This window comes from Mycetocola spongiae (genome assembly GCF_020424085.1).
Classification (GTDB): domain Bacteria; phylum Actinomycetota; class Actinomycetes; order Actinomycetales; family Microbacteriaceae; genus Mycetocola; species Mycetocola spongiae.
In genome coordinates this window covers 2,537,192-2,552,602 of sequence record NZ_CP080203.1, presented here as the reverse complement: position 1 = coordinate 2,552,602, position 15,411 = coordinate 2,537,192, and the positions used below count along the sequence as shown (strand labels likewise).

The 15,411-nt window shown below is 65.6% G+C and carries 20 protein-coding genes; 2 read left to right on the top strand and 18 right to left on the bottom strand.

The window, feature by feature from the left end:
• Positions 1-36: 36 nt before the first annotated feature.
• From KXZ72_RS11760 to glmS, 12 genes are all read right to left on the bottom strand, one after another.
• A complete protein-coding gene (locus KXZ72_RS11760) occupies positions 37-537 on the bottom strand; it encodes a hypothetical protein (protein ID WP_226081118.1) in 501 nt (166 codons plus the stop codon).
• A 140-nt stretch (positions 538-677) separates the two neighbouring features.
• Entirely contained in the window at positions 678-1,073 is a 396-nt protein-coding gene (locus KXZ72_RS11755; protein WP_226081117.1) for a hypothetical protein, read from the bottom strand.
• A 92-nt stretch (positions 1,074-1,165) separates the two neighbouring features.
• Positions 1,166-1,453, bottom strand: coding sequence for a WXG100 family type VII secretion target (locus KXZ72_RS14800; protein ID WP_226081116.1), 288 nt, complete (start codon positions 1,451-1,453; stop codon positions 1,166-1,168).
• Entirely contained in the window at positions 1,444-1,761 is a 318-nt protein-coding gene (locus KXZ72_RS11745) for a hypothetical protein (RefSeq protein ID WP_226081115.1), read from the bottom strand. Before KXZ72_RS11745 ends, KXZ72_RS14800 begins: the two co-directional genes overlap by 10 nt.
• Positions 1,758-2,885, bottom strand: coding sequence for a hypothetical protein (locus KXZ72_RS11740; protein WP_226081114.1), 1,128 nt, complete (start codon positions 2,883-2,885; stop codon positions 1,758-1,760). Before KXZ72_RS11740 ends, KXZ72_RS11745 begins: the two co-directional genes overlap by 4 nt.
• A 107-nt stretch (positions 2,886-2,992) precedes the next feature.
• Entirely contained in the window at positions 2,993-4,075 is a 1,083-nt protein-coding gene (tsaD, locus tag KXZ72_RS11735) for a tRNA (adenosine(37)-N6)-threonylcarbamoyltransferase complex transferase subunit TsaD (protein WP_226081113.1), read from the bottom strand.
• A 33-nt stretch (positions 4,076-4,108) separates the two neighbouring features.
• Positions 4,109-4,591, bottom strand: coding sequence for a ribosomal protein S18-alanine N-acetyltransferase (rimI, locus tag KXZ72_RS11730; protein ID WP_226081112.1), 483 nt, complete (start codon positions 4,589-4,591; stop codon positions 4,109-4,111).
• A gap of 7 nt (positions 4,592-4,598) precedes the next feature.
• Complete coding sequence (gene tsaB, locus KXZ72_RS11725) at positions 4,599-5,219, bottom strand: tRNA (adenosine(37)-N6)-threonylcarbamoyltransferase complex dimerization subunit type 1 TsaB (RefSeq protein ID WP_226081111.1); 621 nt, start codon at positions 5,217-5,219, stop codon at positions 4,599-4,601.
• A 24-nt stretch (positions 5,220-5,243) separates the two neighbouring features.
• Positions 5,244-5,717: a tRNA (adenosine(37)-N6)-threonylcarbamoyltransferase complex ATPase subunit type 1 TsaE gene (gene tsaE / locus KXZ72_RS11720; RefSeq protein ID WP_226081110.1), complete on the bottom strand. Its 474-nt coding sequence runs from the start codon at positions 5,715-5,717 to the stop codon at positions 5,244-5,246.
• Positions 5,714-6,835, bottom strand: coding sequence for an alanine racemase (alr, locus tag KXZ72_RS11715; protein ID WP_226081109.1), 1,122 nt, complete (start codon positions 6,833-6,835; stop codon positions 5,714-5,716). The genes tsaE and alr overlap by 4 nt, the downstream gene beginning before the upstream one ends.
• Positions 6,835-7,194, bottom strand: a complete 360-nt coding sequence (locus KXZ72_RS11710; protein ID WP_226081108.1) for a holo-ACP synthase — start codon at positions 7,192-7,194, stop codon at positions 6,835-6,837. The genes alr and KXZ72_RS11710 overlap by 1 nt, the downstream gene beginning before the upstream one ends.
• A gap of 8 nt (positions 7,195-7,202) precedes the next feature.
• Positions 7,203-9,053, bottom strand: a complete 1,851-nt coding sequence (gene glmS, locus KXZ72_RS11705; protein WP_226081107.1) for a glutamine--fructose-6-phosphate transaminase (isomerizing) — start codon at positions 9,051-9,053, stop codon at positions 7,203-7,205.
• 54 nt (positions 9,054-9,107) lie between these two features.
• Between glmS and coaA the strand changes: the two genes are divergently transcribed.
• Both coaA and KXZ72_RS11695 read left to right on the top strand, forming a co-directional pair.
• The gene (gene coaA / locus KXZ72_RS11700) at positions 9,108-10,061 is read left to right on the top strand and encodes a type I pantothenate kinase (protein WP_226081106.1); all 954 of its coding nucleotides are present in this window, start codon (positions 9,108-9,110) and stop codon (positions 10,059-10,061) included.
• A gap of 43 nt (positions 10,062-10,104) precedes the next feature.
• Positions 10,105-10,830 carry an HAD family hydrolase gene (locus KXZ72_RS11695; RefSeq protein WP_226081105.1) on the top strand — a complete coding sequence of 242 codons (726 nt, stop codon included), beginning with the start codon at positions 10,105-10,107 and terminating at the stop codon, positions 10,828-10,830.
• Between the two features lie 62 nt (positions 10,831-10,892).
• On the opposite strand, the gene KXZ72_RS11690 is transcribed toward KXZ72_RS11695, so the two are convergent.
• The 6 genes from KXZ72_RS11690 to truA form a co-directional block, all read right to left on the bottom strand.
• Positions 10,893-11,315, bottom strand: coding sequence for a hypothetical protein (locus tag KXZ72_RS11690; protein WP_226081104.1), 423 nt, complete (start codon positions 11,313-11,315; stop codon positions 10,893-10,895).
• Positions 11,316-11,317: 2 nt separating this feature from the next.
• The gene (locus KXZ72_RS11685; RefSeq protein WP_226081103.1) at positions 11,318-11,623 is read right to left on the bottom strand and encodes a hypothetical protein; all 306 of its coding nucleotides are present in this window, start codon (positions 11,621-11,623) and stop codon (positions 11,318-11,320) included.
• Positions 11,624-11,941: 318 nt separating this feature from the next.
• Positions 11,942-13,303 (bottom strand): phosphoglucosamine mutase, encoded by a 1,362-nt coding sequence (gene glmM, locus KXZ72_RS11680; protein ID WP_226081102.1) that lies wholly within the window; start codon positions 13,301-13,303, stop codon positions 11,942-11,944.
• Positions 13,304-13,319: 16 nt separating this feature from the next.
• Positions 13,320-13,802 (bottom strand): 30S ribosomal protein S9, encoded by a 483-nt coding sequence (rpsI, locus tag KXZ72_RS11675; protein ID WP_226081101.1) that lies wholly within the window; start codon positions 13,800-13,802, stop codon positions 13,320-13,322.
• 29 nt (positions 13,803-13,831) lie between these two features.
• Positions 13,832-14,278, bottom strand: coding sequence for a 50S ribosomal protein L13 (gene rplM, locus KXZ72_RS11670; RefSeq protein ID WP_226081100.1), 447 nt, complete (start codon positions 14,276-14,278; stop codon positions 13,832-13,834).
• A gap of 179 nt (positions 14,279-14,457) precedes the next feature.
• The gene (gene truA, locus KXZ72_RS11665) at positions 14,458-15,360 is read right to left on the bottom strand and encodes a tRNA pseudouridine(38-40) synthase TruA (RefSeq protein ID WP_226081099.1); all 903 of its coding nucleotides are present in this window, start codon (positions 15,358-15,360) and stop codon (positions 14,458-14,460) included.
• Positions 15,361-15,411: the final 51 nt, after the last annotated feature.

Here is a 15,411-nt window from a genome sequence, read left to right as displayed (position 1 = left end):
CGGATGCGGAGCATCCGGCGGGGGCGCGGAATTTCCCTATTCCACGTCCGCGCCGGTGCAGCGCACCCGCATCTCAATCGACCCCGCATAGCGATCGCTGTCCGCGAGTGTTGGGGTCGGAGTCTCCGGCTCGGTCATCGCGATCGGATCGCTCACCACCACCTCGCCCTCGGTCGCCGTGACCACATAATCAATCGCGCCCCGCCCATTCGGGATCGCCTCAATCTGCGGATCTTTGGACACGAATAGTATAAGTTTTTTATCCTGCACCCACGCCGATACCTCTCCGGGGCTGGCATCAAGTACATCCACCTGGTAAAACGGCTTCTGCGCGAAGCCCAGGCCGGAGGCCCCAATCCAGTCGCAACGCAGATCTCTGGGGAAAAAACTCACCCGCTCAACGCCGTGCTCCGTCTCATAGGTAATCGTCACCACCGACGTCTCCGCGGCACATCCAGAGAACCCCAATACGGCCGCCACCATAAGCCCGGCACCGGCCACGCCCTTGCCCCACCACGCGCGCGTCACATGCGCCATACCAGCTGCCCCCTCAGGTTCGCCGCCGAGGCTATCGCACGGTCGCCCCACGCCCGGGGTCGCTGTCCGATAGTGGGCTCCCCAACGCGGAGACCCTGGCAGGGTACGATCCCAGGTCCCGGACGGCCCGCAAGATTGCCCTATTCCACGTCCGCACCGGTGCAGCGCACCCGCATCTCAATCGACCCCGCATAGCGATCGCTGTCAGCGAGTCCTGGGATCGGTATCTCCGGCCTATCGCTTATCAGCGGATCGCTCACCGCCACCTCGCCCTCGGTCGCCGTGACCACATAATCAATCGCGCCCCTCCCATCCGGGATCGCCTCAATCTGCGGATTTTTGGACACAAATGAAATAAGTTTTTTATCCTCAACCCATGCCGTTACTCGCCCGGGGTCGCCCTGTTGGATACTCACCCGATGATAGGGCTTACTCGGAAAACGGATCCCACTCGCCCCGCTACCAAGGCAGCGCAGGTCCCCGGGGGAAAAACTCACCCGCTCAACCCCGAGCTCCGTCTCATAGGTAATGGTCACCACCGACGCCTCCGCGGCACACCCCGAGAAACCCAATACGGCCGCCAACATAAGCCCGGCACCGGCCACGCCCTTGCCCCACCACGCGCGCATCAGAGATGCCATACCGATGCGCGGCGGCGATCGAAAATTTCGAAGGACTCAATTGTCGAATCGGCCTGCGCGGCCGCGCTTTCCGCCGCCGCTCGGAGCCCGTCAAGCGAGGACTGTGCTCGCGCCATTGAGCTTGCGAAAGCATCGCGGGCATCCCCGTTCCAGAGGCCTTGAAGTACACGGGTCTCGTATCGCAGATCGTCGAGCCAGGTTTGTATGCCGTCTAGCTCCTTACGGATACGCGCGATCGAACCGCGGGTCGCGCCTGCCTGTATTTTTATCCCCATCGAATACCCTCCTCGGGTTGGTCTGCCGTGTGCACCCCACCGGGTTCAGACTCATCGGACGGCAGAAATAGGGCGTCATTAAGCATCCGCGAAAGCGGCACCTCGCCCTTCAACGTCGCCTCGATAAGCGCGCGGGCCGCCGGGGGAGTATCGGAAGATTTTACGAGCTCGCCGAGTGCATCTCGGAGATAGCTCATTGCGAGCGAATCAGACGGGATGGATGCCAGCAGGGTGGGGGGATGCTCTCCGGACGAATCGCCCTGCGCGCTAAAGAGCTGCTGGGGAGTTAGTTCGGGGCCATTATTCATGAGGTCTCCACCATATAAGGGACCTTCAGGTCCGTTATAAAGTCATCAAGGTCGGCGTTAAACGCTCTTAACGCCATCAAAAGGTAATAGAGCTTCTCCATGGTCTGGAACACGTCCCGGATCCTGGACCAGATTCTCATGGCCTCGCCGATGGCCACCGCCGCGGCGCCTTCGCCCAACGCCCAACCAATGACGCTCTTTTTCCCCAAAGCCTGGGCCACTGCGGCAAAAATTACGGTGTCGCATAGCGCCTCAATCTCGCCGCCCAGATAATCGGCAAAGCTCATGACCGCGTCAACATACTCGTTGAGTGCGTCCGAAAATGCAACGCTACCTTTCACAGCTTCTTCGATCCCGTCAAGCATGACCCTAAAATAGGCAGCCGCGCTATTTGCCGAATAGCCCTGCCAGTAGATCAAGACCGAGCCGATCGTCGGGATAAGTGATGAATGGACATCAAAGAGAAATTTGCTGAGGCCATCGATCTTATGGGCATACCAGCGCAAAACCGACCAGTCACCGCCAAACGCATTGAGGATCTGTTGCCGATAGCTAAGCGCGCCGATCTGCTGCAAAACGGTTCGAATCCAACCGGTTGGGCTCATAAGGTCCTCGGGGAAGAGCCCGTTGGTGAACTCATTCGTCCCGCGAAAAGCCCCGGGGCCGGCATCAAGATAAGATCCCGACATCGAGGCCGACGGGGGGAAAACGGGGGCCGTCGGCTCGTCATAACGATATTCCGGGGGAGTCAGCGAACCGGCATCGGGGTCGGAACCGTCCAGCGGTTTTCGACTAAACCAGTTATATTCGCTCGGGTCATATTTATCGAGTCGCGCCGCGGCCTCGAGGTCCATCGACCGGCCCACCACCGCGACGTGGCGCAGCTCGGTGCTGACGCTTTCTAAAACGTTTTGCATATGCGCCATCCAGCGCAAGATCGCAGTATGTAAAGTGGCTGCCTGCTCCATGGCATGGTTATATATGCCTGCTCCAGGCTCACCCTCGAGAATGACCTTCGCGAGTGATGCGTTGATAGTGCCGAATTCTCGACACCACTGATCGATCACCCCCGCCTGTTGCTCTAGCCCTTCCGGTAGTAGCCAGAAGTCGGTTTCAGATGACATATTCGGCCCCCCATTGCCCCGGCCGATGCTATCGCACGATCTCCCCACGCCCGGCGCCGCTGTCCGGAATCCGATCCTCCGCCGGGTGCATCGCCCGCGCGCCCCGGCTAGGCCACGGCGTCCGCGGAGAGCTCACCCACCTGGATCTCGGTGACCGGCAGCGTGGAGTCCGCGGCGATATTGAGGTGTGAGGGTTGGTGTCCCGCGCGGATCAGCTGGGCGGCGAGCGCCGCGATCATCGCGCCATTATCGGTGCACAGGCTCAGCGGCGGGATGCGCAGCGCCACCCCGGCCGCGGCCGCGCGTTCCTCGGCCACCACGCGCAGCCGGGCATTGGCCACCACACCCCCGCCGAGGAGCAGGCGCGGTACGCCCAGATCGGCACACGCGTTCAGGGCCTTCGTGATCAGGACATCCACCACTGCCTCGCGGAAGCTCGCGGCCACATCGGCCGTGGGGATCTCCTCCCCCGCGTCCTCGCGCTGCTCCACCCAGCGGGCCACGGCGGTCTTCAGCCCCGAAAACGAGAAGTCATAGCGGTGCTTTTCCATGTCCTTGGGGAGGCTCAACCCGCGCGGGAAACGGATGGCCCGCGGGTCACCCTCCGCGGCGGCGCGGTCGATCTGCGGCCCGCCCGGATAGGGCAGCCCCAGCACGCGGGCCACCTTATCAAAGGCCTCGCCCGCGGCATCGTCGATGGTCTCCCCCAGCAGTTCCACATCGTTTACGAGGTCACGCACGAGCAGCAGCGAGGTATGTCCGCCCGAGACCAACAGCGCAATCGTGGGGTAATCAAACGGTTCCGAGCTCGCGTCGAGGATATCCGCCCCCACGTGACCCACGAGGTGATTCACGGCATAAAACGGTTTTCCCGTGGCCACGGCGAGCGCCTTAGCGGCCCCCACACCCACCATGAGCGCACCCGAGAGACCCGGGCCGCTGGTCACCGCGATGGCGTCCAATTCCTCAAAGGTCACCCCGGCCTCGGCCATCGCTGCCTCGATCGAGGGCCCCATCGCCTCCAGATGGGCGCGCGCGGCCACCTCGGGAACCACGCCGCCATAGCGTGCGTGCTCATCCATCGAGGAGGCGATCGTATTGCTCAGCAGTGTGCTGCCGCGCACGATTCCGATGCCGGTCTCATCGCAGGAGCTCTCGATGCCCAATACCAGCGGGTTTTCGCGGTTCATTCGCGGTCCTTTTCTCTGTAAATCTCTGGGCCGCTAGCCGCGGCCAATTCCGGTTTCCCGCGCGGGGGTGATCCGCAAACGCATCACCACGGCATCCACGTTATCCGGCTGATAATAGCCGCGGCGAATCCCCAGCTCCTCAAATCCCAGGTCGAGATAGAGCGCCCGGGCACCCGGGTTATCCTCGCGCACCTCCAAAAAGAGTTCGCGCACCCCGCGCCCGCGGGCCTCGTTGATGAGCGTGCCCATCAGTGCCCGGCCCAGGCCGCGGCGGCGGGCATGCGTGGCCACCGCGATGGTCTGCACGTCGCCCTCGGGGGAGCCCGCGGGCGCAAAGAGTCCCGCATAGCCGTCCAGCGGGGTATCGCCCCCGGCCACAAAATAGGCGGTGTGTTCCGAGGCAAGCTCCCCGGCCATCAGCGCGGGTGACCAGGCATCGCGGAGGAACTCGGCGGTCTCGATGGCCATGATCGCCTCGAGGTCGGCGGCACTCGCGGGGCGAATCGGCGTACTCACGCGCGGCTCACTGGCTGACCCGCTTCTTCGGGCCGGCCGCGGCAATATCCGGCGAGCGCAGATAGAGCGGCTCATCCGCGGCAAATGCGGCACCGGCGGCGTGGATGCGCCCGGCCAGGATGCCCAGCGCCCCGGCGGAGATCCCCTCGGCATCGATGCGGTGTCCCGCGCCATCCGCGATCTCCGCGGGCACGGCGAGGCCGGGCCCCGCGAGGCGCACCGGGATGCCGTGGGCATCGAGCCCGCTATAGCGGGACCAGTACAGCTCGCGGCGGCGCGCATCCGTGGTCACCAATAATTCGCCCGTGCCACCCGCGCCATACCATTCCAGGGCCACCGCATCATGGCTGGTCAGCGGCAGCACCGGGATGCCGGCTCCCTGCCCAAACGCGCGCGCGGCGGCGATGCCGATCCGCAGGCCCGTGAACGGCCCCGGGCCCATGCCCGAGATCACCCCGGATAATTCGCGCGGGGAGACGCCGGTCTCGGCCAGGACCTCAAGGATATAGGTGCCCACCACCTCGGCGTGACGCATGGTTTCGGGCAGCAGGCGGGACGCGCGGATCTCTCCCGCGGCGCTCACCACGGCCACACTGGTTCCGGTGGAGGTATCAATGGCCAGGTACATGCTTCTAGCCTACCCGCGTCGGGCCTACGCGCCCGCGTGCCGCCGGGACAGGATGACGCGCCGCGGCTCGGACTCCACATCGCCGGCCTCGCCCGCGGTCGGCCGGATGATCTCGATCTCCCACCACCGCTCGGCGAGGATCGAGGCCACGTCCCGGCCCCATTCCACGATCACCACGCTGCGCGCGAGATCCAGGTCCAGATCGTCCACCTCCAGCGCACTGCCCAGGCGATAGGCATCCACGTGCACGAGCGGTGCGCCGCCGATCAGGCTCGGATGGGTGCGCGCCAGCACAAACGTGGGGCTGGTCACCGGTCCGCGCACCCCGAGGCCCTCGCCGATGCCGCGGGTCAGGGTGGTTTTCCCGGCGCCGAGCGGGCCGGTGAGGATCAGCAGGTCGCCCGCTCCCAGCGCGCGGCCAAGGTCCACGCCAAAGCGATGCATATCCTCGGGGGTATTCAGGAGATATTCGCCCTCGGCGGGCAGGGATGCACTCATGCGGGGGTGCCCTCCGATACGTATTCGCGGATCACGCGCGGGCCGATCCGGGTGATGATTTCATAGCCGATACTCTCGGCCGCGTGTGCGAGGTCCCAGGCCGAGGGCACGCCGGTTGCGGGATCGCCAAAGACCACCGCGCGATCGCCCACGCTCACGGCATCCTCGCCAATTTCCAGCACACACTGGTCCATCGCGATCCGGCCGCGCAGCGGATAGTTTTTACCGTTGATATTCACGAGTGCGCGGCCCGAGGCATGCCGCGGCAGGCCATCGGCATAGCCCAGCGGTATCAGTGCGAGCGTGGTCTCGCGCTCGGTGCGCTGGGTATATCCATAGGAGATTCCGGTGCCCGCGGGCACGCGGCGCACGGCGATCACGGGTGCGCCAAGCGTCATCGCGGGGCGCAGCCCGGGCAGCGTGGGGGTGGCATCCTCAAACGGGCTCACGCCATAGGTGCCGATCCCGATCCGCACCATGCCCAGGCGCGCCTCGGGGAGGGTGAGCGCCCCCGCGGTCGCCGCGATATGGGTCAGCTCGGGGCTAAGTCCCGCGGCCCGGGCCTCGGCCACGCCGCGGTTAAACAGCGCCAGCTGCGCGGCATCGGAGGGGGCATCGGTATTGGACAGGTGGCTCATGATGCCGCTCACCCGCAGCGTGCCCGCGGCCTCGAGCGCGGCGGCCTCGGCAAAAAGCGCCGCCCAGGCATGCGGTTCGGCACCGTTGCGGGAGAGCCCGGTTTCCAGCTTCAGCTGCACATGCGCCGCGGTATCCCCCGCGGCCGCGGCCATCGCGCGCAGCTGCGCGAGCGAGGATACGGCCACGCAGATATCGGCGGCCACCGCCGCGGCAAAATTGGTATCGGGTCCGTGCAGCCAGCACAGCAGCGGGGCGGTGATGCCCCCCTCGCGCAGCGCGAGTGCCTCGCGCAGATCGGCGGTGCCAATCCAGTGCGCCCCGGCGTCCTGCGCGGCACGGGCCACCGGCAGCGCGCCATGCCCATAGGCATCGGCCTTCACCACGATCAGCACGCGGGAGGGGGCCATCTCGTGAATAAACGCCCGCACGTTTCCGGCAATCGCCGCGAGGTCCACCCGCGCGGTCCGCATCTCACCCATCAGGACTCCATCCGTTCGGCCACCACAAAGGCCATCGCCCGCCCGGCATCGTGGGTGATCGACAGGTGGACGGTGCCGATGCCCAGGCCGCGCACCCGCTCGGCCGTGCCCCCGCTGAGGCTGAACGACGGCGCACCCTCGGCATCGGTCACCACCTCAACCTCCTGCCAGCGCAGGCCGTCGCTGCCGCCGAGGGCCTTAATCAGCGCCTCCTTGGCGGCAAAGCGGCCCGCGAGGGAGCGCGGCGCGAGGCCACGCTCCCCCGGGCAAAACAGGCGTTCCCGCAGGGCGGGGGTGCGCCGCAGCGAGTGCTCAAAGCGCACCATATCCACGAGGTCCACTCCGATGCCGGAGATCATTTGGCGTCCTATTCGACGGTGACGGATTTGGCGAGGTTACGCGGCTGATCCACGTCCAGGCCCTTGGCATTGGAGAGCTCCATCGCGAAGATCTGCAGCGGGATCACGGCCAGCAGCGGCTCAAACATCGGGGCCGCGAGCGGAATGTGGATGACCACATCGGTGAACGGCAGCACCGCGGCATCGCCGGCCTCGGCGATCGCGATGACCTTCGCGCCACGCGCCCGGATCTCCTGAATATTGGATACCACCTTGGAGTGCAGCGTGGCGGAGCCGCGCGGGCTCGGCACGATCACAAATACGGGCTGGCCCGGCTCGATCAGCGCGATCGGGCCGTGCTTCAGCTCGCCGGCGGCAAAACCCTCGGCGTGGATATAGGCGAGTTCCTTAAGCTTCAGCGCGCCCTCCAGGGCGATCGGGAAGCCCACGTTGCGGCCGAGGAACAGCACCGCACGCGAGTCGCTCATCCACTGGGCCAGCTGGGTGATGGTGTCCTTTTGTTCCAGGACCTCCACGATCTTCGCGGGGATCGCGGCGAGCTCCGCGGCAAACTCCGAAAGCTCGGCGGCGGGCACCGTGCCGCGCAGGCGCGCGATATGCAGCGCGAGCAGATAGGTCGCGGTGATCTGCGCCACAAAGGCCTTGGTGGAGGCCACGGCCACCTCGGGTCCGGCGTGGGTATACACCACGGCATCGGATTCGCGCGGGATGGTGGCGCCCTGGGTATTACAGATCGACAGGGTCTTGGCCCCGGCCTCGCGGGCGTATTTCACGGCCATCAGGGTGTCCATGGTCTCGCCTGACTGGCTGATCGACACCACGAGGGTGCGCGCGGTCAGGACCGGATCGCGATAGCGGAACTCGTGGCTGAGTTCCACGTCCACGGGGATGCGGGCCCATTTTTCGAGCGCGTATTTTCCGACCTGCCCGGCATAGGAGGCGGTGCCGGCGGCGACCACCACGATGCGGTCGATATCGGCGAAGAACTCGTCGAGGCCGTCCAGCTCGGGGATGACCACGAGGCCGTCCTCGGTCACGCGGCCACGAATGGTATTGGCCACGGCATCGGGCTGCTCGGTGATTTCCTTGGCCATGAAGCTGGGCCAGCCGCCCTTTTCGGAGGCGGAGGCGTCCCATTCCACCTCAAAGGGCTCCACGGTCACGGGGTTGCCCTCAAAATCGGTGACGTCCACGCGGTCGGCGCCGATCGTCACGATCTGGTCCTGGCCGATGGCCAGCGCGCTGCGGGTGTATTCGATAAATGCGGCCACATCGGAGCCGAGGAAGTTTTCGCCCTCGCCGAGCCCAATTACGAGCGGGGAGTTGCGGCGTGCACCCACCACCACATCGGGCTGGTCCTGGTGCACGGCGAGGAGGGTGAAGGCACCCTCGAGGCGGCGCACCACGGCGCGGAAGGCCGATTGCAGATCGCCGGTCTCGCGGTATTCGCGGCCGAGCAGCACCGCGGCCACCTCGCTGTCGGTCTCGCTCAGGAACGTATAGCCCTGGTCGAGGAGCTCCTGCTTCAGCGGGGCAAAGTTTTCGATGATTCCGTTGTGGATCAGGGCCAGGCGGCCCTCGTCGCCCAGGTGCGGATGCGCGTTCTCGTCGTTGGGTGCACCGTGGGTGGCCCAGCGGGTATGGCCGATTCCCACGTGCGAGGCGGGCAGCGGCGCGACCTCCAGGTCGTGGGCAAGCACGGCGAGCTTGCCGGCGCGCTTGCGCGAACGCAGGGTACCGTTCTCGTCGATCACGGCCACACCGGCCGAGTCATAGCCGCGGTATTCGAGTCGGCTCAGGCCGGACATCAATACTTCAATACTTGCGCCGTTGCCGACGTAACCCACGATTCCACACATAGGAATCACAATACCGGTAATGGAAATGGATTCGCGGCAATAGAATGTCTGTCTATGCCCGATCAGCACAGCGATACCCCGTCCGGCCCCCACAGCACCCCGTTTCTGGAAATTGGCCGGGAAGAATGGGCCCGGCTCGCTCCCGCCCAGGACTCGCCGCTCACCAGCGCCGAGATCGTCCAGCTGCGCGGGCTTGGCGACCGCATGGACCTGGAGGAGGTCGCGCAGGTTTATCTTCCGCTCAGCCGCCTGCTGAGCCTCTATGTGGCAAATGCCAAGAAGCTGCACGCGGCCACGAGCGCATTTTTGGGCACCAGCAGCCCTCCCACCCCGTTTGTGATCGGTGTGGCCGGCTCGGTGGCGGTGGGCAAGTCCACGGTGGCCCGCCTGCTGCGGGAGCTGATGTCGCGCTGGCCCGATACCCCGCGCGTGGAGCTGATCACCACGGATGGCTTTCTTTATCCCAATGCCGAGCTCGAGCGCCGCGGACTGATGGGCCGCAAGGGTTTCCCCGAGGCCTATGATCGCCGCGCGCTGCTGCGTTTTATCGCCGAGGTGAAGAGCGGCAGTGCCGAGGTACGGGCGCCGTTTTACTCGCATCTGCGTTATGACATCGTGCCGGATGCCACCGTGGTGGTTCGTCGCCCGGACGTGCTGATCGTGGAGGGGCTGAACGTGCTGCAGCCGCCGCGCGACGGCCGCCTCGCGATCAGCGATCTTTTTGATTTCAGCATCTATGTGGATGCCCGGTCCAGCGATATTGCCGCGTGGTACGAGGAGCGGTTTATGGCCCTGCAGCGCGGCGCGTTTACCAATCCAAACTCGTATTTTAATGTTTATGCCGATCTCACCGAGGAGCAGGCGCGCGCCCAGGCCCGCTATTTCTGGAACGAGGTGAACCGGCCCAACCTGATCGAGAATATTCGCCCCACGCGCGCCCGGGCCAAGCTGGTGCTGAAAAAAGACAGCGATCACAGCGTGAGCTCGGTCCTGCTGCGCAAGATCTAACCCCACCGGGAATTCCCCAGGCGGGGCGCGCTAGCATGTGCTCATGGCACACGCCCTCCTCTTTGATTTTTTTGGCACCCTGGTCAGCTACGACGCCGATCACGCCACCACCGGCAATGCGGCCCCCTTTGAGTGGGCGCGGGAGCACGGCTTCCCCGGCACCGCCGGGGATTTTGATGAGCGCTGGCGCGCGCTCTGGGAGCGCTGGGAGGAACATGCCGAGCGCACGCGGCGCGAGTTTTCCCTCACCGCGCTGAGCCGCGAGTTTCTGCGGGAAAATCTGCCCACGCCGGTATCGGATACCGAGGTGGCCGCGTTTATCACGGTCTATCTGGACGCCTGGACCGCGCCGATCCGGCCGGTCGCCGGGCTTCGGGATCTCCTCGCCGAGCTGGGCCGGGACTGGCGCATCGTGGTGGTCAGCAATACCTATCACGCGCCGCTGGTGCCCGCGCTGCTGGAGCGCTTTGGTGTGGACTCCCTGGTGCACGGCGTGGTCACCTCGGTGGAGCTGGGGCGGCGCAAGCCGGATCCGCGGATCTATGAGCGCGCGCTCGAGGTGGCCGGGGTGCTGGAATCCAATGCCGTGTTTATCGGGGACTCCTTCATCCCCGATTTTGCCGGGCCCACCGCGAATGGCATCCGCGCGTATCTGCTGGATCCCGAACGACGCTTTACGCTCCTGCCCGAGGAGAACCGGCTCGACTCGCTCGCCGATCTCCCGGAACGGCTCCTCCGGGCCGAGACGGCTTCTCCCGCGCTACGCTAACCGCGGCTGGCCGCGTAGGTCACGCGGGAAAGCGCGGCCTCGATGGCCTCCCCCGTGCCAGGCTAGCCGCGGTTGGCGGCGTAGGTCACCCGAGAGAGCGCGGCCTCGATGGCCTCGACGCAGGCGCGCTCGGCGCCGCTGCGCCGCGCCGCGATCACGTTGCTGGCGGCACCGGTACCGGTGGAGGTGATGAGTGCGAGGCGTTCGGCAAAGGCATCCAGGGCCGCGGCGGCCTCGGCGGAGATCGCGGAGAACTCGTCGAGTTCGGCCCCACGCTCGGCGAGGCGGGCCACCCAGTCCTCCGCCTCCGGCCCGCGCCAGCTCAGCGGTACCTCGCCGATTATCGTGCGCAGTGCGGCGCTGGCCTGGGCCACCGTGCGGCTCTCGGCGAGCAGCGCGGCCCCCGTGGCGGCAAATTCGGTGGAACCATCACCGCTGCGCCGCGGGGCCCAGGGAGACTCGGTGGATTCGTGGCTATTGGCCATTATTAGTTCCTCTCCTCGGGGAAAACATCGGTACTAAACTCGGCCTCCAGTGCCGCGCCCGCGGCGGCACCGGCCTCGGCAACGGCCCGATTTAATCCGAGGGTGGCATTCCACAGGGCGCGCTCGCGCCAGTGCATCAGCGCCGCGAGGGCCATGGCAATTCCGGAGCTGGACCCGTTCCCGGTGAGGGTACCCTCGGCATGGATACCGCCGTCGGAGGCGGTACGCGGCAGCGTGCGCCCAATAGCCGCAACTTCCCCGGCCAGACTCGATACCGCCAACGCGTCAACCTCGCTGTTGCCCATCATGTGTTTCCTCCGTCGGGTATAGTCGCCGCTAAATTAGCATCGTTATGTGTCGAGTAGTTCGTGCTGACATATACGGCACCACCGGCTGTCCGCCTGTGCGCCACGGGCGTCGCCGGCCCCGCGGTCTGCCCCGCCGGGCCCCGTCCCCCCGGGCGGATCGACGGCACCCCTGGGGGCGCCTCTCCCCCCAGAATAGGGGGTATTAGGTAAGACTTATAAACCGACGTTCCGAGAGTCGCAAAACGACCCTCCGGGCAAGAAAAAAAGGGCCGGTATCCCGGGAAAAATTCCCGGGATACCAGCCCTCTTTTATGGAACCTATATGGCCAGACGCGCGCGCGCAACATCCGCGAGGCGGTGGGCCAGCGCATCGGCGGTAGCCTGATCGGCCGCCTCCACCATGACCCGCACCAGCGGCTCGGTGCCACTCGGGCGCAGGAGAACGCGGCCGGTTTCACCCAGCTCCGCCTCGGCCTCGCGCACGGCCTCGGCCAGCACGGCATCGCTGTGCAGTAGATCGCGGTCCACGCCGGACACGTTAATGAGGATCTGCGGATAGACCGTCATGACGGAGGCAAGCTCGGCAATGGACTTGCCGGTGCGCGCCATCTCGGCCACGAGGTGAAGACCCGTGAGGATTCCGTCTCCCGTGGTCGCAAACTGGCTCATGATGACATGACCGGACTGCTCGCCACCGAGCGAATACTCGCCCTCGTTCATGGCCTCCAACACATAGCGGTCGCCCACCTTGGTCTGCAGCATGGAGATGCCATTTTCGGCCATCGCGATCTTCAGGCCGAGGTTGCTCATGACCGTGGCCACGAGGGTATCCCGGGCCAGCAGGCCGCGCTCCTTCATCGATACCGCGAGGATCGCCATGATCTGATCGCCGTCGATCAGGTTTCCGCGGGCATCCACCGCCAGACAACGGTCGGCATCACCGTCGTGGGCGATACCCACATCGGCGCCCGCCTCGAGCACTGCCCGGGCCAGGTTATCCAGGTGGGTTGAGCCCACACCGTCGTTGATATTCATCCCATCGGGGTCATTCCCGATGATGGTGACCGTGGCTCCGGCATCACGGAAGGTCTCCGGGGAGACTCCGGCCGCCGCGCCGTGCGCGCAGTCCAGCACCACATGGATGCCTTCGAGGCGATGCGGGAGCGACTGCAGCAGGTGCAGAACGTAGCGGTCCTCGGCGTCGGCGAAGCGGCGGATGCGCCCCACGTCGCCGTCGGTGGGCAACAGATTCGGCTCGCTCAGAGCCTCCTCGATACGCTGTTCCACCTCGTCCGGCAGCTTGGTGCCACCGTACGCAAAAATCTTGATGCCGTTATCCCGGGCGGGGTTATGCGAGGCCGAGATCATCACGCCAAAATCGGCGTCGATGCTCCCAATGAGATAGGCCGCGGCGGGCGTCGGGATGACCCCGGCGTCCAATACATCTACGCCACTGGAGGCGAGCCCCGCGGCCACGGCGGCACCGAGGAAGTCCCCGGACACCCGCGGATCGCGCGCGAGCACGGCCACCGGGCGCTTGCCGGTGGCGCGACGGGCCTCAGCACTACGGCCCCGCCCAAGCACCGATGCGGTGGCTTGAGCGAGGCCGAGAGCGAGGTCTGCCGTCAACAGGCCGTTCGCGAGACCGCGAACGCCATCTGTTCCAAACAGGCCAGCCATGAAGGTTTCGGAACGCTTAGCGCTTCGAGAACTGCGAAGCCTTACGGGCCTTCTTGAGTCCAGCCTTCTTACGCTCCTTGATGCGAGCGTCGCGGGTCAGGAAGCCGGCCTTCTTGAGGGCGGCACGGTTGTTCTCTTCGTCAACCTGGTTGAGCGAACGGGCAATGCCAAGACGCAGGGCGCCGGCCTGACCCGAGGGGCCACCACCGGAGATACGAGCGATAACGTCGTAGCTTCCGTTGAGCTCCAGGAGGGTGAAGGGATCGTTGATGAGCTGCTGGTGCAGCTTATTGGGGAAGTACTCCGCGAGCTCACGGCCGTTGACCGTGATAACGCCGGTACCGGGGATCATGCGCACGCGGGCGATGGCCTGCTTGCGACGACCGACGGCTGCACCGGGGACGGAGACGACGCGCGCGGGCTTTACGGCCTCGGCGGTGGGGGTTTCGGTCGAGTAGCTCTCGGGAGCCTGCTCGGTGGATTCTGCGATGTTCGCCACGTTATTGTCCTTTAAGTCTGACTCGGCGCTTACTGCGCGACCTGGGTGAGGGTGTACTGCGTGGGCTGCTGGGCAGCGTGGGGGTGCTCGGCACCCTCATAGACCTTGAGCTTGCGCATCTGGTCGCGGCCGAGGCTGGTCTTGGGAAGCATGCCACGGATGGCCTTTTCCACGGCGCGAACCGGGTTCTTCTCCAGGAGCTCGGCATAACCGATGGACTTCATTCCACCCGGGTAACCGGAGTGGCGGTAAGCCCGCTTCTGCTCGGCCTTCTGGCCGGTCAGGGCAACCTTGTCCGCATTGATGATGATGACAAAGTCACCCATGTCCATGTGCGGGGTGAAGGTGGCCTTATTCTTTCCGCGCAGCAGGATAGCTGCGTGGCTGGCCAGGCGGCCAAGAACGATGTCATTGGCGTCAATGACAACCCAGTTCCGCTGGATTTCACTGGCCTTCGGGGAGTAAGTGCGCGTCACGATAGTGCTGCTTTCTCGTCGTAAGTTGGATGTTCGTGAATCCCACTCCGTGTGGTGTTCCAAGAATTGGAACACACAAGGTGGAGGGCTCAACTTCGGGCATGTGATCTGCAGAGATACACATACCAAGGAGCCATGTTACGGCAGAGCGCCCCCGCGGTCAATTCGAGGCCGCGGAACTACGCGGTTTCTCCCGGGAACGGGGTGGTGTCCAGGCGACGCTGGCGCGTGAGTTCGGCCCGCGCGGCGAGGAGGGCATCCTCGGGATAGGAGACCCCGGTGAGCACAAGCCCATGGGCGGGGGCCACGGCATAGTCGAGTCCCCGATCGCCCTGGTCAAAAAGTTCCTCGGCCTCGCCCGGTTTCATCCGCCCCTGACTCGTGGCGATACACGCCCCCACCAGCGAACGCACCATCGAGTGGCAGAACGCATCCGCGGTCAGCTCGGCGATAAGCACACCATCGGCCTCGCGGGTCCAGCGAAAATCCGTCAGGTTGCGGATCGTCGTGGCCCCGGGGCGCGGCCGACAATACGCGGCATAATCGTGCAGGCCCACGAGGCGGCGCGCGGTCTCGTCGAGCACATCCAGGTCCAGCCGCATCGTGTACCACAGCGTGGTACGGCGCACGATCGGATCCTTGCGGGCGAGGGTATCGGCGATGCGATAGCGATAGCTGCGCGAGAGGGCCGAGAAACGCGCATCAAAATCCGGGGACACCACGCGGGCATCGTGCACCCAGGCATCGGCATGCGCCCCGAGTACACCGTTGATACGGCGCTTGAGGGAACCGGCGATATTCGGATCGGGCTTGCCGTCCATGCCGCGCAGCTTGGCCAGGCGGGCCACCTTTTCGGGAGGCAGGTCCAGGTGCGCAACCTGGGCATCCGCGTGCACCCCGGCATCGGTGCGGCCCGCGACGGTCAGCACGATCGGATCACCCTGATAGCCAAAGAGCTGATGCACCGCGGCCTCCAGCTCGCCCTGCACGGTGCGCAGGCCCGGCTGTTTCGCCCATCCGGCATAATCGGTGCCGTCATAGCCGAAATCCAGGCGTACGCGGGTATATTGCTCGGAGGTCACCCGCCCAGTTTATCCCGCTATCGGACCGCGCCCGCCCGCGGGCCGGAAAAC